Here is a 23,752-nt window from a genome sequence, read left to right on the forward strand (position 1 = left end):
GCTGGAGCGAGCAAACCCATATGCCATTTCGCAGTTACGGGCCTGTACGAAAGGGCTTCATTCGACTGCCCCTAGGTCTCTTCGGGGCCGACTATCCGCTCCCAGCCTAGGCCCTCGCTTAGATTTCGCTGCGTGCAAATCACTAGTAGAACGAACTCGGGGCAAACAAGGGTCGCAGCGCCCTATCGTCTACGCGCTTTCTCGACCAAAACGCCGCTTCGAGAGCCAGCTAGACCTTTGCGTGCCAGCTGGGGCCGAACTGCCAACGCAACCCGCTCATCTCTACGAAAACGATTGAAAGCCATCGACTTGCCGCAAAGCTTCGCTAACTCCGCCCAAATCGCGTCTTCCCGGGGAAATCTCCGGAACTGCCGCTTTGGAGACTTGTTTTACATCCATTTCCCATCTAACTAACAGGATATGCAGAGTATTGGCGAAAGACTTGAAGAGGCGCGGAAGCGCAAAGGCGTCACCATCCGAGAAGCCGCGGAGGCTACCAAGATTCGTGGCGACTACCTCAACAGCTTCGAGAACAACAATTTCACCATCAACGTGCCCGAGATCTACGTGCGTGGATTTCTGCGTTCCTACTGCAATTTTCTCAAGGTCAACAGCGAGAAGGTCATCACCGACTACAACGCCAGCCTGATCGGCGAGGCCAAAGCGGCCAAGCGCGAGCATCGGGAGTTCTTCGGACGCATGGAGCTGCAGCAGCCGCTGGTCTCCGAGGAGCCGCAAGGCGCAACCCCAGCCGAGGAGCCCAAGGAAGAGCCCCGCGGCGAGAAGGAGAGCAAGCTGACGTCCTTCTTCGACAACATCGAAAAGGAGGTCGCCATCAAGATCGGCATCATCGCCGCTGCCGCCCTGCTCTTGGTCATCGTGCTGGTCTGGCTATTCCGCGCCTTGACCAGTGGCGGAGCCGACGAGGGCGCCGCGACCACGCCGTCCAATCAGATGGTTCCCACTCAGAGCCAAACCGCCACCCCTTCCGCCCAGCCCGCGGAAACCAAATCCATCACCCTGATCGCCACCGGCGACGTGCGGGTGACGGTGACGGAGCGCAGCACCGGTCGCGTGCTTCTCGACAACCACCCCATGTTCGCAGGTCAAGAGGAACCCATCGAAATCCGCGATTCGGTCCGCATCGAGTACAACGAAGGCGCGAATCTCAACGTGGAAATCAACGGAACCGCCTACGGAACCAACAAGACCGGACCGGGCTACTCCACAATCGACAAGAGCAAGATCTAGCTCGGATTTCCCAAACAGGGCCTGCTCCGCCTCCGCCCCCCGCACACTTAGAACCGTCACCACTTTTCGTATACGAAAGCCGCTTGCCACAAGCGGCTTTCTTTTTCTACCCATCCGTCGAACCGGCAAGCTCGGAAGCCGAGCCCCAGCCAACCTGTCGCTTCACGGCCAGGGGTCGCTCGAAATCGCCTACTGCGGGGCGAGCTTGAGCTGGTAGCGAAAACGCTGCTCCACGGGAAAGCCATCCACGATTGCTGGCTCGAAAATCCACTGCTTGATCGCCTGCAGCGCGGCGGCTCCCACCTCCGCTCTGCCGGAGTCGTCAACCACCATGGGGTTCTCCACACGTCCCAAGCGATTGACCGTTATCTCCAGCTCCACGGTGCGAGCCTTGGAAAGAGCGATTTCAGGGAGGGGAGAGTAGATGACGCGAGGCGCCCTGTCGCGCAGATTTGGATACGGAACGGAAACCATCTCCTCCGAAAACGGAGCGAACTCGTTGAAGAAGTAGGTTTGCCTCACCGTCGTCACCAGGGCCTTGCCTTGATAGATGCCCGGGCGGTAGCGGCTTTGCGTCACCGTTTTCCAAACCTCCGGAATGAACTCCGCCCGGTCGCCAGATATGCTGAGGATCTCGATCACCTCGCCCTTCTCGTCGATGGAGAAGGTGGCTACTGCGTATCCGCCCGCCACCACTCCCAGCAGGGATTTGGGGAAATCGAGCAATCGAGCCTTTTCCACCTTTGGCGGAGCTCCTACCGCGGAGGAGCGGTTCTCGCGACTGGAGGCGATCGGCTCGTAGTCCGTCTCCGGCTCGCCGGATTCCCCATCCACGAAGCTGTCCTGCGATTCGTCGCGAATCGACATGATCCCATTTGGATCGCGCACCTCGATTTCCTCTCCGCCGGAAAACAGCTTGTAGCTGAAACGGCCCCCGCCAAAACCGGGATTGACCGGCATGGTGACCAGGATGCGCTCGTTTCCGACCGCGTTGATGTCAGCGATCTCCCGCATCACATATGTCGCCGCCCCCGTTTCGGGAGCGATGACGAAGAGAATGAAGCAGTTTTCGAAATCCCTCTCCGCTCGCACCGTAGCGTCGAAGCGAAAGAAATGACCGCCGTAGCTCGAGCCGTAGTCCTGCCCCATCATGGCATCGATCTTGAGCACATCGACCGCCCCGTCGGTGTAGCGATTGGCCGGCACCACCGAGACCTGCCCCTCGAAGACCGGTATGAGCTTTCCCTGCACCTCCACCATGGGATAGGAGCCGTCCATCGCCACCACCGGCAGCCGCTCCGTCTCGTAGTCGATGGTGACCTTGGCCTGGCCCATGGCGAAAGAACAGCCAAGCGCGGAAAGCAGCCCGCAAAGGACACTGCGTTTCCCTCTCTCTACGACTCGGCTGGCAGCGAATCTTCCCATGGGAACTACAAGGCGTTGGATCACCTGCAAACCATATGCCAGCCGCCCCGCTTCGCAAGTCCCAAGCGAGCATCGCTGCTCGGCCCGCCCCCGCCGCTTCGATCCCCCGCGCGTTGACGCCTTTTTAGATTTGAATCCGAGCCTCCGGCCGCCTAGACACCGCCCACCATGAGTAAACTCACCATTGCGATCGGTTCGGACCACGCGGGCTTCAAGTACAAGCAAGCCATCATCGCCCACCTCGAGGGCCAAGGCTACCAGGTCAAGGACTACGGCACCCACTCCGACGCCTCTTGCGACTATCCCGACTTCATCCGTCCCGTGGCGGAAGCGGTCGCCGCCGGCGAATACGACCGCGGCATCGTGCTGGGCGGATCCGGCAATGGAGAGGCCATCGTGGCCAACCGCGTTCCAGGCATCCGTTGCGGCCTCTGCTGGAACGATCAGATCGCGATCTGGAATCGCTCCCACAACGATGGAAACGTGCTCTCCATCGGCGAGCGCACCGTGACCGAGCAGCAGGCCTTGAGCATCGTGGATACCTGGCTGGCCACCGAATTCGAAGGCGGCCGCCATCAGCCCCGCATCGACAAGATCGACAATCCAGGGTTGAAGTAGAACGGCGAATAGGAAAAAACGAAGTCGCGTCGCTCCATCCGAGCCACCCGCTTCCTCGATTCACCTCTTCCATCATCCTTTTTCCGTCTTCATCTCCCCCATGCAGTATCGTCGCCTAGGCAAATCCGGTCTCCAAGTCAGCGCCCTCTCCTTCGGGTCATGGGTCACCTTCGGCGACCACGTGGCCAACCGCACCGCCGAGACCTGCATGCAGCTCGCCTACGACGCAGGCATCAACTTCTTCGACAACGCGGAAGGCTACGCCGACGGCCAGTCGGAAGAGGTCATGGGGTCGGCATTGGCAAAGTTCGGCTGGAGCCGCGACACCTACCTGGTTTCCTCAAAGGTCTTCTGGGGCGGCGAAAAGCCCAACCAGACCGGCCTCTGCAAGAAGCACGTCATCGAAGCCTGCCACGCCGCCTTGCGTCGCCTGCGCGTCGACTACCTCGACCTGTACTACTGCCATCGCCCCGATCCCAACACGCCCATCGAGGAGACGGTGCGAGCCATGGACATTCTGATCCAGCAGGGCAAAGTCCTCTACTGGGGCACCTCGGAGTGGTCCTCGCAAGAGATCATGGAGGCCTACGCCATCGCTCGCCAGTACAACCTGACGCCGCCCACCATGGAGCAGCCGGAGTACAACATGCTCAAGCGCCAGCGCTTCGAAGTGGAGTACGAACGCCTCTACTCGCAGATCGGCCTCGGAACCACCACCTTTTCCCCGCTCGCTGCCGGCTTGCTCACCGGCAAGTACAACGACGGCATTCCCGAGGGCAGCCGCCTCGCTCACACCCAGTTCGACTGGATGGCGGAGAAGCTGGCCCGCCTGCAAGCCCAAGGCGGCATCGAAATCCTCACGTCGCTCGCCACCATCGCCGACAAGCTCGGGGCCACCCTGCCGCAGTTGGCCATCGCATGGGTTTTGAAGAACCCAAACGTCAGCTCGGTCATTCTAGGGGCGTCGAAGCCAGAACAACTGGAACAAAACCTCAAAGCCTTGGACATCCTCGATACGCTCAATGAAGAGATCATGGATGAAATCGAAATCGCCATCTCCCGCTTCCGCGAAATCGACGCCTAAGGTGGCGCCCGGCCTCCGGACGAGCGCTGTCGCGTCAACCGTTAGCCACATGCGCAGCTTCTCCTTCGGCATTCTTGCTTTTTCCGTCTTTCTTTTCCTCAACGGCTGCTACGTGCCGCCCAGCCCAAAGCCCAACGCCCTCGCCCCATCGGGCGACTCCGCCGAGACCGCTCCCGACTCAGGCGCCGAAGCCGAAACAGACCAGGACGACGCCATCTACCAGACCATCACTCTTTCGCTCACCACTCCCTCCGGCGGCTGGTCCCTGCAGCCCCTCGAAGCCTACCAGCTCGAGCACGAGAACCTGATCCTCTGGCAGCTCACCGCACCAAATGGACCGAGCATCAGCATGATATCGGAAGTGAGCGCCACCTTGCGCCTGCCGGGCCCAGAGCGCGATCTGCAGCATTTCGTGCTGGGCAAGACCTGGAAATGGGAGTCCAACCCGGAGGTCACGTTCATCGAAGACCGAGCCGAACTCAAAGATGCCCTTGCCGACGCCACCGAGCTCCCTTTCACTTCCGTCGATTGAGCGCCGCCGCGCCCCAGTCAGCCGTCACCCGCTTTCCGCCTAGCGCCCAGATCCTAGGTCCAACCCATCCAGATTTCCATGTCCACCCAGACCTACTCCCACGTCGACTATCCCGAAACGCCCGAGATTCTCTCGGAACGCGACATCCGCATGGACGCCGGCGCCGCCCCTACTGACGAGCAGCTTCTGCTGACCTACCGCTGGATGGCCTATTCCCGCTTCGCCGACATGCGCATCCTGGAGCTCTTCCGCCAAGGCCGCATGAAGGGCACCGTCACCTGCTCCGACGGAAACGAAGGCCTCGTCGCCCCCATGGCCCTCATGCTGGACAAGGAAATCGACTGCGTCTCCTGGACCCACCGCGGACTGCCCGGCCACCTGATCTGGTCGGACCACCTCGGCGACCACATTTCCCAGTACCTCGGAAACGCCGGCTCGCCCACCCTCGGACGCGAAGGCAACGCCCACCACGGCGACCCCGCCAATCGCTCCTACCCCATGATCTCCCATCTTGGGAAAATGTCCTCCAACGTGCTCGGCGGCACCGACTCCCAACGCCGCAAGGGCCTCGACGCCATCGGCGTGACCTTCTTTGGCGACGGCGGCTCCTCCACCGGCGAGATCCACGAATCCCTCAACCTCGCCGCGGTGCTCAACATCCCAGTCATTTTCGTGGTGGAAAACAACAAGTACGCCTACTCCACCCCGCTGCACGAGCAGTACGCCGGCGAACTGGTCGACCGGGCCAAGGGCTACGGCATCAAAGGCATCGCTCTCGACGTGGCCAAGGTGGAAGAGAACATGACGATCTTCGCCGACGCCATCCGTGAAACGCGCCAATCCGGTCGCCCCATGCTGATCGAGATGCACAGCCTGCGCCTGCGCGGACACGCTGGCTACGACACCTGCGACTACATCGACCCCGCCCAAACCGAAAAATGGATACACGAGGACGCGCTGCCAAACTTCCGGACTCGCCTGGTGGAAAAAGGCTACGGAGATCGCCTCGACCAGGAAGACGCCACCCTCAAGGCATTCGTCAACGAAACCGTCTCCGCCGCCTTCAAAAACCCTCCCTGCGACCCCAGCGGCCTGATCGACGACGTCTTTTCCCCCACCACTACTCCTGTCGATTGGTCAGAGGCTCCCGATGCCTCGGAAACGAGCTCCCTGACCTTCGCCCAAGCCATCAACGCGGCTCTCGACAAGGTGCTCGCCGACTCTCCCGAGTCGCTGGTCATGGGTCAGGACATCGCCGACTACGGCGGCCCCTTCAAGGTCACCGAGGATCTCTTGGAGAAATACGGCCGTAGCCGCGTTTTGAATACGCCGATCTGCGAATCCGCCATGGTGGGCTACGCTACCGGCATGGCCATCAACGGACACCGTCCCATAGTGGAGTTCCAGTTCGCCGACTTCGCCACCGACGCCACCACCCAGATTTGCCTCAACGCCGGCACCTACCATTTCCGCTCCGGAGCCAAGGTCCCTTTGATCTTCCGTTTCCCCTGCGGCGGCGGCCTCACGTTTGGCTCCTTCCACAGTCAGGACCTGGAAGCGCTCTACACCCACATTCCCGGACTCAAGTTCCTCTACCCAAGCACACCGCAAGACGCCTACAACGCAGTGCTTGCCGCCTACGAGGACGACAATCCAGTCTGCCTTTTCGAACACAAGAAGCTCTACCGCCTGCTTAAGGCGCCGGTGTCCTTCGATCCCAACTACAAGTCCGTCTGGCAGCCTGCCCTGCGCCGCTCCGGCGACTACGCCACCGTGGTGACCTACGGGGAGATGACGCTGCACGCCAACGAAGCCTGCGAGTATTTGGAAAAGGAATACGACGTGTCCTGCGACCTCTTCGACCTGCGTTGCCTCTCGCCGCTCAAGCTCGACACGATCGAGACCTCGCTGGCCCGAACCGGGCGTCTCGTCGTCATCACCGAATCCCGCCGCAACGTGGGCTTCGCAGCCGAACTGGTAGCCCGCCTAACCGAGAAACATTTCTTCAACATGGAAGCCCCGCCGCTTCGCATCGCTTCGAAAGACATGCCCGTCCCCTTCGCCCCCGAACTCGAAGCGGACTACCGCCCTAGCAAGGAATCCATCCTCAACCAATTGATCGACTGGATCGAAGGCGTCTAAGGCTGAAGCGCGTGAATCGACACCAACCGAAGCGACGCTAGGGAGTTTGCACACGTTTCGCGTCCTCCAGCACCGACTCGAGATATCGCCGAAGCCTAGCCAGCTCCTTGGAGCGGAACTGCCTCCGAGTCGCATTCAAAGCCTCCACCGCCGCTAGCAGAGCTTTTTCCAGCTCCCTCCGCTTCGCTAAGGCCAGCACGCGGAGGTCCGCATTTCCCAACGATTCGATCTCGTTCATTTGCTCGGTCAGCGCTTCGACCGATGCTAGAAGCGAGCTCACCTTCGCTTGATGCTCGCTTGGCAGCCGCTTCAACTCCTCCCCGTCATCCTTGATCCGAGAGAGGCTCTCAACCACCGCCTCGCGAATCTCCAACAATCGCCGGAATATCGCCTGACGGTCCAGCTCGCGTTCGATTTCCTTAACCAGCTCCTCCATCCCTAAGGGTTTTTCCAGATAAGCGACCACGGGAAGCTGGATGGCCTTCCTGGCTGTCTGCAGATCCGGATTCGCCGACACTAGAATGATGGGGAGCCCTTCGACGTAGGAACCCACCCAGCGCACCAGATCGAGTCCATGCGCTCCGGCCAGCTGCTCGTCCGCGATCATCAGATCGAACGGAGCCTCCTCCAGCAGCGATTTTGCCGCGGAAGCGTCGTCAACCGCCCGGCAGCTGATCTGCCGACTCCTCAGCTCGCTGGCAACCCGAAGCCGTAGATCCCGCTCGTCGTCCGCTAGTAGTATGCTCGCCCGCGTTTCCGACATTCCTACAAGCACGTGCCAAACCCGATCGCTTTCAACCGAAAAATCGATTTAGCCTTTTGTCGCTAAGCGAGTTGATTGCTCTGAGGAATGCTCCTCTTCGCCTGAACTGATTCAATTTCCCTACCCGTTCCGCCCATGATCCTCAATTCGAGGGGAAGAGCCCGCTATTTGCGGAAAAGCGCTCAAGTTGAACTGATTCAATACCGAAAAATGGCTTCGTCCTCCATAACGGTGAAGGACTGCTTTTTCGAGTAGGACAAACGGGCCTACAAGCTAAGGCGCAGTGATTCTCTAGCATGCTCGCATGCCTATCGAATCTCTGCGCCTTTTTCTGTTTATCCAGCTTCATGAATCCCACACTCAAAACTGTATTCGTAAACTCCCTACATCGCGTACGCCAAAGGCGATGGTCGCCCTTTCGCTCGGCGAACGGTCAAGGCGACGACGCGGGCCTCGCCCACGAATTGTCGATGATCGCGCGTGATCTACGCAAGGCCGCCGACCTCGTCCAAGACCATTTCACCACCATCGGCGAGCACTTCAAGAAACAGGCGTTGCTGACCTCTGAAATGCTGCAGCAAGGAAGACGAATCACCGACTCGGAGAACGACGAGTCCAGCCAGACGGAGCTGTTTCGCGAAGTCGTGGAGCTGGTACGCGGCTCCATCGACTTTCTTTCCGAATGCGTCGAGCAGAGCCGGGACTTGGTCCACCATTTCGAGCGCTACCGGGATCAGTTCGAAAGCGTTCAGCTGAGCGAAAACCAATTGTCTCGCACCCTCACCCCATTGCAAATCATCGAGAGACTGTTCCGTATCGAGGCCGCGGCGCTTCCCCTCGAAATGCAAGCCGCCTTCGAATCGCTGACCAAGGAAATCGCCCACATGTACTCCGAGATGCGGCGTACCCTGGAAGTCGAATTCCAAACCTTGCGCGAAACGCAAAGCAGGATCACTCGCACTCACGACTACCTGGTCGACTACTGCGTACGCTTGGAAGAACGCTCCCAAACCGCAAAGCGAGACCTCGAACAGGCGCTTTCCGAGATCGAGCGCAACCTGAGCCAACAGACCGAATCGAACCGCAAGCTGGCCGAGGCGGCCACAACGATCAGCGGCTGCAACGACGCCATCATGACCGGCATACAGTACCAGGACGCCATGCGTCAGCGCTCCGAACACGTCGAGCACGCGATCGGGGACATGCTGCAAACCTTGCAGAAAACGGGCGGCAGCCCATCGTACAAGAGCCAGATCGGCCAACTTTGCCGACTCGAGACGCAACAGGTTTCCTCCATCCTTTCAGACCTGTCACAGGCCAGCTCCCAAATCGGTGGAGGGCTGCGCCGAGTGGATCAAACCCTGGTCCACATCGATCAGGAGTGTCTGCCCGAGGGGGGCATCGAGCAAAGCCTGCAACGTACGACCTGCATCTACGACACCTTGCTCAAGACCCTCGCCGAAGCGCGTGAGCTCACCGAGATCGCCCGCGATGGAGCCCAGCAAACGCAGGCGGCGTTGGATTCGCTCGATGGCACCGCCTCCAATATCACCACCTCCCTCACCGAGCTGGCGACCGGAATAAAAATGATCGCCCTGAACGCCCAGATCCAAGCTGCTCAGATGGGAGCCGGCACCGGTCTCGAAGTCCTCTCCGGGCGCACGTGCGAACTCTCCGACAACACCAGCAAGTCGACCAAAGCCATCGGCATCGAGCTCGAGCAACTCGTCGCTCGCCTCGAGGAAGCGATCAAAAACTGCTCGGAAACGCAAAATCACGCGATCGAGCGAACCCAAAACTTGAATACGCGTGGACGAGAACTCGAAAGCAAACTCGTCGAACGCCAGACCTCTGCGGAAAACGGATTGAGTCAACTGGGCCGCCTGCTCGAGCAGTGCCGTTTCAACGCGGAAAGACTCTCCATCGACCCAAACCGAGAGAGGGCCCAGAAACAATTGCTCCAGTCCGTTCGAGATCGATTGCAAGGTATCGCCGACCGCCACAGGCAACGGCGGTCCGAACCCCTGAAGGTCTCGGAAGCGACCAGCTCGCGCTACACCACCGATACCGAGCGAGCCATTCACCAGCAGTTTCTTCAAGCCAGCGCCCCGCAGCGATCTACAAAGAAACCAGCGCCAGAGCCACTCGCGACGCGCTGCGAAGTTCCCCAGACCGAAAACGTTACCCTCTTCTAAGGAGTCCATCACCAAACAACCCATTGCCATGCCAATAGCAAACCAATCCAAAGCAGACGACCGCTACACCGCCGAGAGAGCCCTAGACATCGAAGCGTCATCATCCATCGCCCAAGAGATTCTCGAATATATCCGTTCCTCGGATACGCCTGCTATCGACCTATCCAAGGTGGAGTCCATCGATACCTTCGGCGTTCAAATCCTGTTAGCGGCGCGTTCGTTCGCGCGCAATCGCGGGAAGCAGCTGAGCTTTCTCGCGCCAACCGAAGCCGTCCGTCACGCCTTCCATCGCGTCGGATTCGACTCGAGCGAATTTGAAACCGCCCCCCTTTCCCATCATGAGTAGAACTATAATCACAGTCGACGACTCGCCAAGCATTCGACAGATGGTCAGCTTGGCTCTCATGCAAGCCGGGCACAAGGTGCTCGAGGCCGCAGACGGGCAGGAAGCCCTGGACGTGCTTCAACGAAGCCAAGCCCAAATGGTCATCACCGACCTGAACATGCCGCGCATGGATGGCATCTCCCTCATCAAGCGGCTGCGCGCCCTGCCCGCATACAAATACGTACCCATCGTCATGCTCACCACCGAATCCCAGCAGGAAAAGAAGATGGCTGGGAAAAGCGCCGGAGCGACGGGCTGGATCGTCAAACCTTTCACTAGCGACCAGCTTCTTGGCGTAGTCAAAAAAGTACTACGCTAGAAGGTCAAGACCATGAGTTCCTACGATCCCACTCAGACCTTCCTACTGGAAGCCGAGGACCTGCTCACCCTGATCGAGCAGAGCGCCCTAGACTTGAAGAATCAACCGGCCGATCGCGAAGCGCTCGACTTGCTGTTCCGCTCCTTCCACACCCTGAAAGGCTCCGGGTCCATGTTCGGCTTCGAGGAAGTCGCGGCCTTCACTCACCATATCGAGACCTCGCTTGAGAGCGTCCGCGATAGCGGCGAACTCCCCCCTGCTGAGCTCGTCCCGCTCATTCTCTCCTCCATCGACGAAATCAAGCGCCTGCTAGCAGGCGAAAAATCGGAGCAGCAGATCGAAATCGCCACGCAGCTCGCTTCCCTTTCACCTTCTAAACCATCGGGCGCCCCCCAGGATAAATCCGCAAAAGCGAGCCCGCCTGACAAGGATACGGCCAACACGCGATACCGCATCGCTTTCACTCCGCCAATCGATATCGGAAGCGCCGGTCTCGATCCCGCCTCCCTTCTCGACGAGCTCCGAGAACTGGGCGATTGTACCGTTTCCGTGGATACATCGCGCATCCCGCCGATCGATCAGCTGGCGCCAGACTCCTGCCATCTCAGCTGGGAAATCCTGCTGCGCGGCGAGTGCGACGAGCGGGCCATTCGAGACGTGTTCATCTTCGTCGAAGACGACTGCCAGCTCGCGATCGAGACCATCGACTCGACTCCGGTCTCCAGGCCCAAACCGGCGCCAAATACCTGCCAGGACCTGCTGCAACGCAAGAATCCGATCGCCCAAGGCACCGCTCGCGTCGCCTCCGAAAAGCTCGATCAATTGGTCAGCCTCGTAGGCGAGCTGGTGATGAATCAATCCCGACTCACCCAGGTCGCCAGCAAGTTCGACTCCTCGGAATTGAACGCGCCAGTCGAGGAGATCGAACGGCTCGCGTCCGAGCTGCGCGACAGCGTTCTGGGCATCCGCATGACCCCTATTGGCTCCACCTTCAACCGCTTCCGCAGGCTGGTGCACGACCTTTCCATGGAGCTGGGCAAGGAAACCGTTCTCAACACCGAGGGCGAAGACACAGAACTGGACAAAACCGTCATCGACCAGCTCGGCGATCCTCTGGTCCATCTGATCCGCAACAGCATCGACCATGGCATCGAATCGCCTTCCGAACGCGCCGCTCGCGGGAAGCCTAAAGCGGGAGCAATCAAGCTCTCCGCTAGACACGAAGGCACCCACGTCATCGTTTCCATCGAAGACGACGGCCGAGGGCTCAACGAGGAGAAGATTCGCCAAAAGGCCATCGAAAAAAAGCTCGTCGATCCCGACGCGCGCCTCAGCGACAACGAGATCCACCAGCTGATCTTTCGCGCTGGATTCTCTACCGCCGAAAACGTCACCAACGTCTCCGGACGCGGCGTCGGCATGGATGTCGTTAAACGACAGATCGAAGCCCTCGGCGGTTCGCTAAAGGTATTCAGTTCCTGGGGACAGGGCACGCGCATCGATCTCACGCTCCCGCTCACCCTGGCCATCATCGATGGTATGCTAGTAGAGGTCGCCGGCGATCGCTTCATCCTGCCGATGTCGGCAGTCACCGAAAACGTAGAAATCACCCGCGAGGAACGCTGCGCCAAAAACGGCCGCAACCTGGTCAACGTTAGAGGGGAACTGGTTCCCTACATCCGACTTCGCGACCTGTTCGAGGAGCCGAGCCAAGGCCCGGACGCGGAGAAGGTGGTCATCACTCGCTTCGACGGCAACCGCCTCGGCTTCGTGGTGGATCGCGTTCTCGGCAGCCACCAAACCGTGATCCAATCGCTCGGAAAAGTCTACGAAACCATCGAGGTCGTCTCCGGAGCGACCATCATGGGAGACGGCCGAGTCGCCCTCATCCTGGACCTCCCCAGCCTTGTGCAACACGACAGATCCGTATCACAAATATATATACAAAATCATTAGAAACGCTTTCGTTCGCTCAAACCATGACAACAGAACCGCAAAATTCCAATCAGTTCATCACCTTCAAGCTAGGAGATGAATCCTTCGCCATCAACGTATCGCAAGTCCGCGAAGTGCTCGACCTCACTCAGATCACCAAAGTCCCCACTGCGCCAAAGTACATGAAAGGCGTGGTCAACGTGCGCGGCTCCGCCATTCCTGTGGCGGACCTACGCCTGAAGTTCGGACTGCCCGAGGCCAAGGAAACCGTCAACAGCAGAATCCTTGTGCTGGAAATCACCATCGACGGGGAAGCCTGCGTGATCGGAGGCATCGCCGACAGCGTGCACGAAGTCATCGAGCTCGACCAGAGCCAAATCGATCCGCCGCCTACCATAGCCATGCGCTGGAAAAGCGAGTTCATCCACGGCATGGGCAAACGCAACGACCAGTTCGTCATCATGCTCGATATCGACGCCGTCTTCTCCAGCGACGAAGCCATCATCTCCAAAGCGGCCAAGGAAGCGGAAATCGCTACCTCCAACTAAACCCACCTTTCAGCAAACAATCCACTCCCCAAACCCAGATGAACATTAAGAAGATCATCAACGACATGCCGATCGGCAAGAAGATCGGCTACGGATTCGCCAGCGTCATGCTCATATTCATGGCCACTGGCGGCTATTCCATTCTCAACATGCGCTCGAACGCTCGCGAAGCCGGATACATGGCAAACGAATACGTGCCCGAGCTCGAGTATTCCGCCAAGCTTCGTGACGCCACCGGCAACGCGAACCTTTATTCCAGTCTCTATGGCCTATCAGGCGACCCGGAACGTCTCAGGCAAGCGGAGGCCTCGCTTGAGGAAATGCAAACGCTGCTCGTTCAACTCCGAGACCTGGCCAACAACTCGGATCAGCTCGTCGTGCTCAGGGATAAGATCAAGACCGCTCCCGGCTTGCTGGAAGACTTCGAAGAAGCGCTCAATGGCATCAGGACCGCCAGCGACAAGCTCAAAGGCTTCAACCAGCTCACTCTCGACTCAGCCACCATCGCCAACGACGCCATCGAATCGCTGCTTAGCGACCAGTACGAAGCACTGGAGACGGAAATTGCTAGAGACGCCAACAGCAGCGCACTCGCTGATCTCCAAGCAAAGATTGTACTGATAAACCAGATACGCTCCCATTTCCAGACCGCCAGACTGGAGAATTTGCGCGCTCAATCGCAAAACGACGCATCCATCATCGAGCGCAGCATCAACAGCTTCGATGCGATCGAGCAGACCGTCTCGCAGCTGCGGCCGCTCCTTCACGTCGCCGCCCATCAGACGCAACTCGAACTCATACGCGACCAATTCGACGAATACCGGCGAGCCCTCGAGCAACAAGCGGAAAGCATGCGAAACCTCGCTACCGCCATCGCCAAATGCAACGATTCCAGCAACGCTTTTCAGGAGTTCGCTCGCGGTCAATCCATCGCGGCTGAAACCGGCGTCGCCAAAACCTCTCGCGCCGCCAACGATCAATTGGTCGCTACCTCCAATTTTTCCACCATCGGAGTGGTTGTCTCCATTGGCATCGGGATCTTCGTCGCCGTGCTCATCACTCGCATGGTCACACGCCCTCTAAGCAAGGCGATGGACCTAGTAACCAAAGTGGCCGATGGCGACCTTACCCAATCCGTCACCGTCGACTCCAACGACGAAATCGGCAAAATGGTCACCAGTCTCAACAGCATGGTCATCGCCTTACGCAATGTAGTGGGCGAAGTTACCAACGCCGCTGACAACGTCGCTTCGGGCAGCGAGGAGATGAGCTCCTCCGCCCAACAGCTTTCTCAAGGAGCCGCCGAGCAGGCTGCGTCCTGCGAGGAAACCACGTCCTCCATGGAGCAGATGTCCGCCGGCATCCAGCAAAACGCGGACAACGCCAGCCAGACGGATCGGATTGCCTCCAAAGCAGCCGAAGACGCGGAGCGCAGCGGCAGGTCCGTAGCCGACACCGTGCGGGCCATGCGCGAAGTCGCCGAAAAGATCAGCATCATCGAAGAGATTTCGCGCAAGACCGACCTGCTCGCCCTCAACGCGGCGGTGGAAGCCGCCCGCGCCGGCGAACACGGGAAAGGCTTCGCTGTAGTGGCCAGCGAAGTACGCAAGCTCGCGGAACGCAGCCAGACCGCCGCAGCGGAAATCGGCAAGATCACCTCCGACGGTGTGGGCGTGGCCGAGCAAGCGGGCGAAATGCTCAACAAGCTGGTGCCCGACATTCGTCGTACCGCGGAACTGGTACAGGAGATCAACGCCTCCAGCGCCGAACAGAGCGCCGGAGCCGCTCAGGTCAACAAGGCCATCCAGCAGCTCGACCAAGTCACCCAGCAAAACTCCTCCGCCTCCGAGGAAATGGCGTCCACCGCCGAGGAACTCTCGACCCAGGCCGAGCAGCTGCAAAACGCCATCAGCTTCTTCACCGTGGAAGCCGCCGCCGCCAAGGGGCGGTCAAACGCCCCCGCCAGCCGTCGCAAGACCACCACCCATTCCAAGGCGAAACGGGCCACTCCCCCGACTCATCAGGAAAAGGTCTGCTCGTCCGCTGCGAAAGGCTCCAGCTCCAAAAACGGGGCTACCTTGACGCTCTCTGATCGCGGCCTCGACCTGGACGCGCTCGATAGCGACTTCAAGTCGTACTAGAATATCAAATACACAATCACACGCAAGCGAGGCGTCTCAACGGCACGCTGAGACGCCTCGCCTCTCCCCCCTTTCCGCCTCCGCCCTCGAAATCGTATCCCACAGGGCCGGCAGACCGGACGTCTCACCAAGCGTCGCTCGATCGACACAACACCCAACGACGTATGTTCAAGAAACTAAAAATTGGCTCTAAAATCATGGGCGGCTTCGGCGCTGTCCTTCTCCTCACCGCCATCGTAAGTCTGGTCGGTCTCACTGGTATCGACACTATCGGTACGATCGTCGACACCGCCGACGACGGAAACCGCCTTATCCGCTACGCGCTCGACGCCCGTACCGAAGAAAAGAACTTCATGCTTCGCGGCGACAAGGCCTTCCACACCTCCTTCAAGGAAATCGTATCCAAAATCAAACTTCAGATCGACGAGACCAGCGCGCAAGTGGACGAGGCGGATCGTCAAACCCTGGCCCAGGCCAAAAACACCGTCGCCGAATACGAGCGCGAGTTCGAGGAGTTCGTGGAGCTTACCCGGCGTCAAGCCCTGCTGGAGGAAGCCATGCTCAGCGACGCCCGGGCCTTCGAGGAACAGGCTGAAACCCTGCGAGCCGACCAGAAGGGAGAATACGAAACCTTGCGCGACGCGGGCGCCGGCGCGGCCGAGCTCGATGACAAACTATGGAAGGCGGACGCCGCCAACCGCCTGATCAAATACGCTCAAGACATTCGCGTCGACGAGAAGAATTTCATGCTTCGCCAAGACAAAGCCTACCTCGATGCCGTTGAAAGCGCCATTTCCGAGGTCGACGCCTTGTGCGTGGAGCTCTCCGCCAAGTTCGACGATCAGCGCAACAAGCGCCTCGTCGATTCAGTACGTCGATCGGCTGCCAACTACGACAAGGGCTTCGACGACTGGGTCGCCCTCTCCGAGCGCAAAGCGGTGCTGCAGGAAGACATGGTCGCCAGCGCCAGAGAGTTCAACCAGCAGGCGGAACTGTTCCGTGCCGACCAGAAGTCGGAAATGCTGGCCGGCATGGCCAACTCGAGTCGGGTGATGGTCGGCGGCGGCCTTCTCGCCCTCGCCGTTGGAGCCGTTCTCGCGTTCTTTCTTACCCGCGGCATCACCGGTCCTCTTCGCAAGGCGGTAGGACTGGCCGACTCCATCGCCATCGGCGACCTCAGCGCTCAGCTCGACATCGATCAAGCCGACGAAGTGGGGCAATTGGCGGGCTCGCTCAATAAGATGGTGCTCAACCTGCGCTCCACCGCGGACATCGCGGAAACCATCGCCATGGGCGATCTCTCCAAGGACGCGAAGCTCCTATCCGACAAGGACTCCCTGGGCCAGGCCCTGGCCGCCATGCTGAAGAACCTTCGCCGCACCGCCGATATCGCAGACCAGATTTCCAAGGGAGATCTCACCGTCAAAGCGAAGCCGCAATCGGAAAAGGACGTGCTCGGAAACGCCTTGCAGAACATGGTCAAAAACCTTCGCTCCATCGTTTCCGAAGCCACCCTGGCTTCGAGCAACGTCGCCTCCAGCAGCGAGGAAATGAGCGCCTCCGCTCAGCAGCTTTCCCAAGGAGCCGCCGAACAGGCCGCGTCCTGCGAGGAAACGACTTCGTCCATGGAGCAGATGTCGGCCGGCATCCAGCAAAACGCCGACAACGCCAGCCAGACCGACAAGATCGCTTCGAAAGCCGCCGAAGACGCTCAACGTAGCGGCGAGTCCGTTTCCAAGACCGTGGCCGCCATGCGCGAGATCTCCGACAAGATCAGCATCATCGGGGAAATCGCCCGCAAGACGGACTTGCTCGCTCTCAACGCCGCCGTCGAAGCGGCTCGGGCCGGCGAGCACGGAAAAGGTTTCGCCGTCGTTGCCAGCGAAGTACGCAAGCTTGCCGAACGCAGCCAAACCGCCGCCGCGGAAATCGGCAAGATCACTTGCGACGGCGTCGGTACCGCCGAGCAAGCGGGAGAAATGATCAAGCTGCTGGTGCCGGACATTCGCCGCACCGCCGAATTGGTCCAGGAAATCAATGCTGCCAGCTCGGAGCAGAGCGCCGGCGCTGCCCAGGTCAACAAGGCGATTCAACAACTCGATCAAGTCACCCAGCAGAACTCCTCGGCCTCCGAGGAAATGGCCTCCACCGCCGAAGAACTCTCGACTCAAGCTCAGCAACTGCAAGCCGCCATCAGCTTCTTCAAAGTGGACAGCGCCGCCGACTCCCTGCCCTCGCGCTCCGGAAGCAAGGCGGGGCGTTCCGCACGAGCGGCCAGTTCTTCGAAAGGCCCTCGTCCCGAACCCGCTTCCAACCGGACGGTTGATGGCGATCGTAGAGAAGGCGCCACCCTCTCACTCGACGAGAAGGGAAGCGACCTCGACCGCGACTTCCAACCCTACAACTAGTTCGCCTGCCCCGAGCCCTCGCTCGCCTTGAAACGGCCAGCGGGGGCCCGCTTCTCCATACGCCCCATCGACCACCCATTTGCGTTGGCCCGCATGCTGCCCTATGAATGCAATCGACGTCTCACCCAAACAGCCACGTCTCACGGAAGAAAGCTTTCGTAGATTCGCCGCTTTCATCACCGACGAACTCGGCATCAAGATGCCGCCTGCGAAGATCCAGATGCTGCAGGGCCGCCTGCAGCGCCGCATGAAAGCCCTGGGCGTATCATCCGTCGAGGATTATCAAGAACTGCTGTTCGGCCCCAACGGGGAGACCACCGAGCGCGCTCACTTCTTCGACTCCGTCACCACCAACAAGACCGACTTCTTCCGCGAGCCCTGCCACTTCGATTTTCTCACCCAATCCGCCCTGCCGGCATTGGACCGGGCGCCCCAAGAGCTATGGCGCTTCAATCTCTGGTGCGCGGGCTGCTCCACCGGCGAGGAAGCCTATACCCTAGCCATGACTCTCGATCAGTTCGGCCTGCGCCGTGGGCAGTTCGATTTCTCCATCCGAGGAACCGACATTTCCACGAGGGTGCTGCAGGCCGCCCAACGCGCCATCTATAGCGAGGACATCATCGTTCCGATTTCCCAACGCCTTCGCGAACGCTACCTGCTGCGCAGCAAGGATCCGTCGACTAGGCTGGTCCGTGTCGCGCCCACGCTGCGTCATCGCGTCACCTTCAGCCGTCTCAACTTCATGGATACAAAGTATCCAATCGAAGAAACTTACGACGTGATCTTCTTTCGCAACGTCATGATCTATTTCGACAAGCCGACCCAAGAGGCGGTGGTCAACAAGCTCTGTCGCCACCTCGCCCCAGGAGGCTTTCTCTTCGTCGGTCACTCCGAATCCTTAACCGGTCTACAGGTCCCGCTTCGCCTCGTGGATTCCGCCGTCTACCGCAAACCCATGAACTGATCTCTGCCATGCCGCCCTTTCGACGTCCCTCCTTCCCCCCCAAGCATGCCGGAAAGATCCGCGTGCTGGTGGTCGACGATTCCGCTTCCGTCCGCCAGACCATGTCCGCCCTCCTGGAATCCGACGACCGTATCGAAGTTATGGGCACGGCCTCCGATCCCTACGTGGCGGTGGAGCGAATCAAGCGCGAGGTGCCCGACGTCATCACTCTCGACGTGGAAATGCCGCGCATGGACGGCCTGACCTTTCTCGACCGCATCATGGCTCAACACCCCATCCCGGTCGTCATTTGCTCGAGCCTCACCGCCGAGGGGTCCCAGACCGCCTTAGCCGCCCTCGAAAAAGGAGCCGTGGAAATCATCGCCAAACCCAAAGTTGGCACCAAGAAGTTCCTCGAAGAGTCCGCCATCCGCATCTGCGACGCGGTCCGCTCCGCAGCCGGAGCCGCCTACCGGGCTCCGGTCCGAGCCAAAGCGCCCAGCGTTCAGCCCAAGCTCACCGCGGACGCCGTCATTCCGCCTTCCAATTCCCGGCCTATGATCGAGACCACCGACAAGATCGTCGCGATCGGGGCCTCCACCGGCGGCACCGAAGCTCTGCGATCGTTGCTGCAAGCCATGCCGGTTCGTTGCCCAGGCATAGTCATCGTGCAGCACATGCCGGAAAAATTCACCGCCAGCTTCGCCCAACGCCTCGATCAGACCTGCCAAATCACGGTCAAAGAAGCCGCCGATGGGGATTCCGTCATCCCTGGACAAGCTCTCATCGCCCCGGGCAACCGACACCTCCTGCTCAAGCGAAGCGGAGCCCGCTACTACGTCGAAATCAAAGACGGGCCGCTGGTCAGCCGTCACCGGCCCTCCGTCGACGTGCTCTTTCGCTCCACCGCTCGCCATGCCGGATCGAACGCCATCGGCGTCATCCTCACCGGCATGGGCGACGACGGAGCGAACGGCATGCTGGAGATGAAACAGGCCGGCGCCTTCAACATCGCTCAGGACGAAGCAAGCTGCGTCGTTTTCGGCATGCCTAAAGAAGCCATCGAACGGGGAGCGGTTCACAAGATCTGCCCTCTCGAGGACATCGCTCGCGCCCTGCTCGAGAAGAGCGGCATTCGCACGGCGCAGTCCGCCCGCTAGTCTCCCCATCGAGCCAGCGCCCGATTTCGCGGCGATCGAGCCGGCCAGCAGCAGCCGGTGAGCAAAGCGCCGCTTCTCCACCCTTGCTCTTGGCGCTGAGGGGCTTTTGCTATGCTTTAGGTCCACAGTGGCAGCGTTTTGCGTTGCCAAGGCCGCCTTCGCACCCATCTCACATCAACCGAAGCCGTAGCAAAGTCCGAATTCCATCTCCAAAATGCCTAGCAATCCCGCGCACCATGCCCCCCTCGACTGGGCCTCCATCAAAGTCTTCGCCATGGATGTCGACGGGATCCTCACCGACGGAGCCATCTACGTTTCCTCAGACGGCAGCGAAGCCAAGCGCTTTTCCATCGTCGACGGCCTCGGTCTCGCTCGCCTGCGCCAAGCAGGCATTATCCTCGCCTGGATATCCGGACGCATGTCGGACGCCACCACCGTGCGAGCCAAGGAGCTGAAGATCCCTCACCTGGTGCAAGGCAAGCTCGACAAGCTCACCGGCCTCAAAGATTTGCTAGAAGAATTGCAACTTGAGCCCCATCAGGCGGTATACATGGGGGACGACGTCATCGACGTGGACGCCATCCGCTACGCGGGCATCGGCGTCACCGTGCCGGAAGCTCAGCAGGAAGCGCTCGCCGCAGCCGACTACATCACCAGCAGGCCGGGCGGACACGGAGCGGTGCGCGAAGTCTGCAACCATATCTACCACGCCATGAACCGATAAATGTTTCGAATACTGAAAAAACGACTCTTCGCCGCGGCGATCGCTCTGCTGGCAGTCTACGCCTTCGCTCAGATGAAGCCGGGCACCCCGGTCAACAACTTCAAGGTGCCGCTCTTCAACGAGGACGGCTACCGCACCTGGTACCTGCGCGGCGAAACGGGAGTCTACGTGAGCGAGACCCAGATCCGCATCGAGAACATGCGGGTGAGCCAATACTCCGGCGACGAGCAGGACCGCCGCATCGCGGTGCTCACCAGCCCGGAGGCGATTTTCCATTTCGATTCCACCACCGCCTACGGCCCGGGCGAGCTGCGCATCGCTACCGACGCCTTCGAGGTCAGCGGCACCGACTGGATCTGGAAGGGACAGAACCGGGAAATCACCCTCAACCAAAACGTGAAAGTTAGCCTCTACGAAGGCATCGGAGATATTTTGAAATGACCGCACGACCCCTCACCGCCCTTCTCCTGCTGGCCTGCATCGTCTGTCCCTTGCAGGCTCAGACGCTCTCCACGCCGCAAAAGCCGGCCAAGCCCAAGGTGCAGACCGAGATCGAGTCGGTCCGCCTTCGCGTGCAGAACGACGGCGAAAAGGCCTACTTCCACTTCAGCGAGTCGGTGATCCTCACCGCCACCAACATGCTGCTGGAATGCGACAGCCTCGAAGTCTTCGCCATCCGAGAGGCGGAAAAAGCCGAAAACATCGGCAAGTTCGGAGCCATCCAAGAAATCATCGCCTCCGGCAACGTGCGCATCGTGCAGGAGGAGCGCACCGCCACTTGCGACAAGGCAATCGTGCAGCCCAACCAGGAGCGCATCGTGCTCACGGGAGCTCCCGCCACCGTGCAGCAAACTGGCGGCACCATCACCAGCGACGAGATCGTGCTCAACCGCGCCGATGGCCGCATCACCTTCGACGGCACCAAGAACCGCAAGATCCGACTGCTCGGTCCGGCTATCGGCGACTTGGGCTTCGAACAAAAAAATCCCGTTCCCACCCCGCAAACGCAAAACGGTGTTGAGCCGGGCCAGACAGACGGCACAACTGTCGATGAGGAAGAAACGCCAAGCCAGCAAAGCGAAGGCGACGCCTCCGCAGCCGATACCGCCGAAGCCGAATAATGTCCGAAAACGCCTCCTCGACAGCCGAAACTCCCGCCCAAGACGCCGCCAGTCCCGCTCAGGAAAAACGCATCGAAGCCCGCGGTCTGTTCAAGACCTACGGCAGCAAGTCCGTGGTCAAGGGCATCGATCTGGAAGTCCGCACTGGCGAAGTGGTGGGACTGCTCGGCCCGAACGGCGCCGGCAAGACCACGACCTTCTATATGATAGCAGGTCTGGTCGAAGCGACCAAAGGCCACGTGCTTCTCAACGGGCGCGACATCGCATTCCTCAAGATTCACCGTCGGGCCCGCCTGGGCATCGGCTACTTGGCCCAGGAACCGAGCGTTTTCAAAAAACTCACCGTCTGGCAAAACGTGCAGGCGGTGGCGGAAACCATCCCCTTCTCGCGCAAGGAGCGCAAGGAGGTCATCGAGCGACAGCTCAACGATCTCGGTCTGCTTTCGCTGTCCAAGCAAAAAGCCTACACCCTCAGCGGCGGCGAACGCCGTCGCCTGGAAATCGCTCGCTGCCTGGTGACCCGTCCAGACTTCCTCCTCATGGACGAGCCGTTCGCCGGCGTGGATCCCATCAACGTGGCGGAGGTTCAACGCATCGTGCTCGGGCTGAAGGATCGCGGCATCGGCATTCTGATCACCGACCACAACGTGCGGGACACCCTTTCCATCACCGATCGGGCCTACATCGTGAACAAGGGCGAGATCCTAGCCAGCGGCGACCGACATTTCCTCGTCAACGACCCGCAGAGCCGCAAGATCTACCTCGGCGAAAACTTCAACATGTAGCGCCGCCCTTCGCCTCCACCCGATCCTGTTCCCGCTCATCTCCTCTCCCATGCCCCTGCAAAAGCCCATCAAACGCATCGACGGAATCTCGGTTAAGAAGTTCGTCGACAACCACAAGGACCTGCTGAAACTGGAGGTCGTCGCCGGCGAGCGCGGGCTGCGACGCATTATCAAGGAGGGTAGCGTGAACCGCCCTTCCCTCGCACTGACCGGTTTCTACAAGTATTTCGCCAACAAGCGCCTGCAGATCATCGGGGCCGCCGAAATGACCTACCTGCGCAGCCTCGATCCGGAGGTGCAGAAGGAACGCATCAACGGCCTCATCAGCAAGGGCATCCCCTGCCTGATCATCGCTCGCAACTACAATCCGCTGCCCTCCATGCGCGAGCTGGCGGAAAAGCGCAGCCTGCCGATCCTGCGCACCTCGATGATCACCATGAATTTCATCAACGCCGCCACCTTGGCCATCGACGAGGAGTTCGCCCCGTCGACCACCGAGCACGGCACCATGATGGACATCAAAGGCATCGGCACCATGATCCGCGGCTCCAGCGGGGTGGGAAAAAGCGAATGCGCCCTAGCCCTCATCGAGCGCGGCCACTCCATCGTGGCTGACGACATGACCCGCATCAAGCTGGTGGACGAGCGCGAGCTGGTGGCCTCCGCCATGGAATTGAACCGCGGACACATGGAATGTCGCGGCATCGGCATCATCAACGTGGGCGAAATGTTCGGCGTGCGCTCCGTGCGGCTGGATAAGCGGGTGGATCTCGTGGTCTCGCTCATCGAAGCCGGACCCTCTTCCGAAGAGGACCGCACCGGTCTGGAACAAAACTACTACAGCATCCTCGGCATCGACGTGCCGCACATCGAACTCTACGTGCGTCCCGGCCGAGACATCGCTCGGCTGGTGGAAGTGGCCGCCATGGTGCAAGCCCTTAAGAAGCTCGGACACGACCCAGCCAAGGAATTCAACGATCGCCTCATCGCCTTCATGGCAGAGCAACGCTAGGCTCCCAGTTCCGCCAAACGGGGCGCAGCGAAATTAATTTTGCTAACGGAGCCATTACCCACGCCCGATCGCGCTTGATTTCACCCGAATCGGAAGGCCGAAATCGCCTAAATCCCTCTTCCCTCGGGGAGATTTCTGGAGGCGATCTCGATTTTAGAAAGCAACAAAAAGTTATCCTCAACCGGGTGTTAACAACTTGTCGAAAACTAGGGCTTGAGAAAGCTCAGCCACTTTACGTTACTGTGACACGAAAATTTAAAC

21 protein-coding genes are annotated in these 23,752 nt (G+C 60.0%); 19 read left to right on the top strand and 2 right to left on the bottom strand.

Annotation, left to right across the window (positions count from 1 at the left end):
- Positions 1-420: 420 nt before the first annotated feature.
- A complete protein-coding gene (locus tag QEH54_RS12615; protein ID WP_309019042.1) occupies positions 421-1,251 on the top strand; it encodes a helix-turn-helix domain-containing protein in 831 nt (276 codons plus the stop codon).
- Between the two features lie 189 nt (positions 1,252-1,440).
- Here QEH54_RS12615 and QEH54_RS12620 read toward each other — a convergent pair whose 3' ends face one another.
- A complete protein-coding gene (locus QEH54_RS12620; protein ID WP_309019043.1) occupies positions 1,441-2,676 on the bottom strand; it encodes a TonB family protein in 1,236 nt (411 codons plus the stop codon).
- 168 nt (positions 2,677-2,844) lie between these two features.
- Between QEH54_RS12620 and rpiB the strand changes: the two genes are divergently transcribed.
- The 4 genes from rpiB (at position 2,845) to QEH54_RS12640 (ending at position 7,052) form a co-directional block, all read left to right on the top strand.
- A complete protein-coding gene (gene rpiB / locus QEH54_RS12625; RefSeq protein ID WP_309019044.1) occupies positions 2,845-3,294 on the top strand; it encodes a ribose 5-phosphate isomerase B in 450 nt (149 codons plus the stop codon).
- 100 nt (positions 3,295-3,394) lie between these two features.
- The gene (locus tag QEH54_RS12630; protein WP_309019045.1) at positions 3,395-4,378 is read left to right on the top strand and encodes an aldo/keto reductase; all 984 of its coding nucleotides are present in this window, start codon (positions 3,395-3,397) and stop codon (positions 4,376-4,378) included.
- Positions 4,379-4,427: 49 nt separating this feature from the next.
- Positions 4,428-4,910, top strand: a complete 483-nt coding sequence (locus QEH54_RS12635; protein WP_309019046.1) for a hypothetical protein — start codon at positions 4,428-4,430, stop codon at positions 4,908-4,910.
- Between the two features lie 78 nt (positions 4,911-4,988).
- Positions 4,989-7,052: a thiamine pyrophosphate-dependent enzyme gene (locus tag QEH54_RS12640; RefSeq protein ID WP_309019047.1), complete on the top strand. Its 2,064-nt coding sequence runs from the start codon at positions 4,989-4,991 to the stop codon at positions 7,050-7,052.
- 37 nt (positions 7,053-7,089) lie between these two features.
- Here the strand turns inward: QEH54_RS12640 and QEH54_RS12645 are convergent, their stop codons facing one another.
- The gene (locus QEH54_RS12645) at positions 7,090-7,815 is read right to left on the bottom strand and encodes a response regulator (protein ID WP_309019048.1); all 726 of its coding nucleotides are present in this window, start codon (positions 7,813-7,815) and stop codon (positions 7,090-7,092) included.
- Between the two features lie 347 nt (positions 7,816-8,162).
- Between QEH54_RS12645 and QEH54_RS12650 the strand changes: the two genes are divergently transcribed.
- The 14 genes from QEH54_RS12650 to hprK all read left to right on the top strand — a co-directional run bounded on the left by QEH54_RS12650 (position 8,163) and on the right by hprK (position 23,491).
- Positions 8,163-10,010: a hypothetical protein gene (locus QEH54_RS12650; protein ID WP_309019049.1), complete on the top strand. Its 1,848-nt coding sequence runs from the start codon at positions 8,163-8,165 to the stop codon at positions 10,008-10,010.
- A gap of 28 nt (positions 10,011-10,038) precedes the next feature.
- Positions 10,039-10,356, top strand: coding sequence for an STAS domain-containing protein (locus QEH54_RS12655; RefSeq protein ID WP_309019050.1), 318 nt, complete (start codon positions 10,039-10,041; stop codon positions 10,354-10,356).
- Positions 10,349-10,714, top strand: coding sequence for a response regulator (locus QEH54_RS12660; RefSeq protein ID WP_309019051.1), 366 nt, complete (start codon positions 10,349-10,351; stop codon positions 10,712-10,714). The genes QEH54_RS12655 and QEH54_RS12660 overlap by 8 nt, the downstream gene beginning before the upstream one ends.
- A gap of 12 nt (positions 10,715-10,726) precedes the next feature.
- Positions 10,727-12,670 carry a chemotaxis protein CheA gene (locus tag QEH54_RS12665; protein ID WP_309019052.1) on the top strand — a complete coding sequence of 648 codons (1,944 nt, stop codon included), beginning with the start codon at positions 10,727-10,729 and terminating at the stop codon, positions 12,668-12,670.
- 23 nt (positions 12,671-12,693) lie between these two features.
- Entirely contained in the window at positions 12,694-13,197 is a 504-nt protein-coding gene (locus tag QEH54_RS12670; RefSeq protein ID WP_309019053.1) for a chemotaxis protein CheW, read from the top strand.
- Between the two features lie 38 nt (positions 13,198-13,235).
- A complete protein-coding gene (locus QEH54_RS12675; RefSeq protein WP_309019054.1) occupies positions 13,236-15,338 on the top strand; it encodes a methyl-accepting chemotaxis protein in 2,103 nt (700 codons plus the stop codon).
- A gap of 164 nt (positions 15,339-15,502) precedes the next feature.
- Positions 15,503-17,746, top strand: coding sequence for a methyl-accepting chemotaxis protein (locus QEH54_RS12680; RefSeq protein WP_309019055.1), 2,244 nt, complete (start codon positions 15,503-15,505; stop codon positions 17,744-17,746).
- Positions 17,747-17,849: 103 nt separating this feature from the next.
- Positions 17,850-18,710, top strand: coding sequence for a CheR family methyltransferase (locus QEH54_RS12685; RefSeq protein WP_309019056.1), 861 nt, complete (start codon positions 17,850-17,852; stop codon positions 18,708-18,710).
- An 8-nt stretch (positions 18,711-18,718) separates the two neighbouring features.
- A complete protein-coding gene (locus QEH54_RS12690) occupies positions 18,719-19,849 on the top strand; it encodes a chemotaxis response regulator protein-glutamate methylesterase (RefSeq protein ID WP_309019057.1) in 1,131 nt (376 codons plus the stop codon).
- A 214-nt stretch (positions 19,850-20,063) separates the two neighbouring features.
- Positions 20,064-20,573, top strand: coding sequence for an HAD hydrolase family protein (locus QEH54_RS12695; protein WP_309019058.1), 510 nt, complete (start codon positions 20,064-20,066; stop codon positions 20,571-20,573).
- A complete protein-coding gene (locus QEH54_RS12700; protein WP_309019059.1) occupies positions 20,574-21,014 on the top strand; it encodes a hypothetical protein in 441 nt (146 codons plus the stop codon).
- Positions 21,011-21,694 carry an LptA/OstA family protein gene (locus tag QEH54_RS12705; RefSeq protein WP_309019060.1) on the top strand — a complete coding sequence of 228 codons (684 nt, stop codon included), beginning with the start codon at positions 21,011-21,013 and terminating at the stop codon, positions 21,692-21,694. The genes QEH54_RS12700 and QEH54_RS12705 overlap by 4 nt, the downstream gene beginning before the upstream one ends.
- Complete coding sequence (lptB, locus tag QEH54_RS12710; protein ID WP_309019061.1) at positions 21,694-22,479, top strand: LPS export ABC transporter ATP-binding protein; 786 nt, start codon at positions 21,694-21,696, stop codon at positions 22,477-22,479. Before QEH54_RS12705 ends, lptB begins: the two co-directional genes overlap by 1 nt.
- Positions 22,480-22,528: 49 nt before the next feature.
- Positions 22,529-23,491, top strand: a complete 963-nt coding sequence (gene hprK / locus QEH54_RS12715) for an HPr(Ser) kinase/phosphatase (protein WP_309019062.1) — start codon at positions 22,529-22,531, stop codon at positions 23,489-23,491.
- Positions 23,492-23,752: the final 261 nt, after the last annotated feature.

The organism is Pelagicoccus sp. SDUM812003 (genome assembly GCF_031127815.1).
Lineage (GTDB): Bacteria > Verrucomicrobiota > Verrucomicrobiia > Opitutales > Opitutaceae > Pelagicoccus.

Coding starts and splice junctions, on each gene's coding strand:
- QEH54_RS12675 (WP_309019054.1), top strand. CDS start 13,236: ATGAACATTAAGAAGATCATCAACGACATGCCGATCGGCAAGAAGATC.
- QEH54_RS12635 (WP_309019046.1), top strand. CDS start 4,428: ATGCGCAGCTTCTCCTTCGGCATTCTTGCTTTTTCCGTCTTTCTTTTC.
- QEH54_RS12660 (WP_309019051.1), top strand. CDS start 10,349: ATGAGTAGAACTATAATCACAGTCGACGACTCGCCAAGCATTCGACAG.
- QEH54_RS12645 (WP_309019048.1), bottom strand. CDS start 7,815: ATGTCGGAAACGCGGGCGAGCATACTACTAGCGGACGACGAGCGGGAT.
- lptB (WP_309019061.1), top strand. CDS start 21,694: ATGTCCGAAAACGCCTCCTCGACAGCCGAAACTCCCGCCCAAGACGCC.
- QEH54_RS12630 (WP_309019045.1), top strand. CDS start 3,395: ATGCAGTATCGTCGCCTAGGCAAATCCGGTCTCCAAGTCAGCGCCCTC.
- QEH54_RS12615 (WP_309019042.1), top strand. CDS start 421: ATGCAGAGTATTGGCGAAAGACTTGAAGAGGCGCGGAAGCGCAAAGGC.
- QEH54_RS12690 (WP_309019057.1), top strand. CDS start 18,719: ATGCCGCCCTTTCGACGTCCCTCCTTCCCCCCCAAGCATGCCGGAAAG.
- QEH54_RS12695 (WP_309019058.1), top strand. CDS start 20,064: ATGCCTAGCAATCCCGCGCACCATGCCCCCCTCGACTGGGCCTCCATC.
- QEH54_RS12620 (WP_309019043.1), bottom strand. CDS start 2,676: ATGGGAAGATTCGCTGCCAGCCGAGTCGTAGAGAGAGGGAAACGCAGT.
- hprK (WP_309019062.1), top strand. CDS start 22,529: ATGCCCCTGCAAAAGCCCATCAAACGCATCGACGGAATCTCGGTTAAG.
- QEH54_RS12700 (WP_309019059.1), top strand. CDS start 20,574: ATGTTTCGAATACTGAAAAAACGACTCTTCGCCGCGGCGATCGCTCTG.
- QEH54_RS12640 (WP_309019047.1), top strand. CDS start 4,989: ATGTCCACCCAGACCTACTCCCACGTCGACTATCCCGAAACGCCCGAG.
- QEH54_RS12665 (WP_309019052.1), top strand. CDS start 10,727: ATGAGTTCCTACGATCCCACTCAGACCTTCCTACTGGAAGCCGAGGAC.
- rpiB (WP_309019044.1), top strand. CDS start 2,845: ATGAGTAAACTCACCATTGCGATCGGTTCGGACCACGCGGGCTTCAAG.
- QEH54_RS12680 (WP_309019055.1), top strand. CDS start 15,503: ATGTTCAAGAAACTAAAAATTGGCTCTAAAATCATGGGCGGCTTCGGC.
- QEH54_RS12670 (WP_309019053.1), top strand. CDS start 12,694: ATGACAACAGAACCGCAAAATTCCAATCAGTTCATCACCTTCAAGCTA.
- QEH54_RS12705 (WP_309019060.1), top strand. CDS start 21,011: ATGACCGCACGACCCCTCACCGCCCTTCTCCTGCTGGCCTGCATCGTC.
- QEH54_RS12685 (WP_309019056.1), top strand. CDS start 17,850: ATGAATGCAATCGACGTCTCACCCAAACAGCCACGTCTCACGGAAGAA.
- QEH54_RS12650 (WP_309019049.1), top strand. CDS start 8,163: ATGAATCCCACACTCAAAACTGTATTCGTAAACTCCCTACATCGCGTA.
- QEH54_RS12655 (WP_309019050.1), top strand. CDS start 10,039: ATGCCAATAGCAAACCAATCCAAAGCAGACGACCGCTACACCGCCGAG.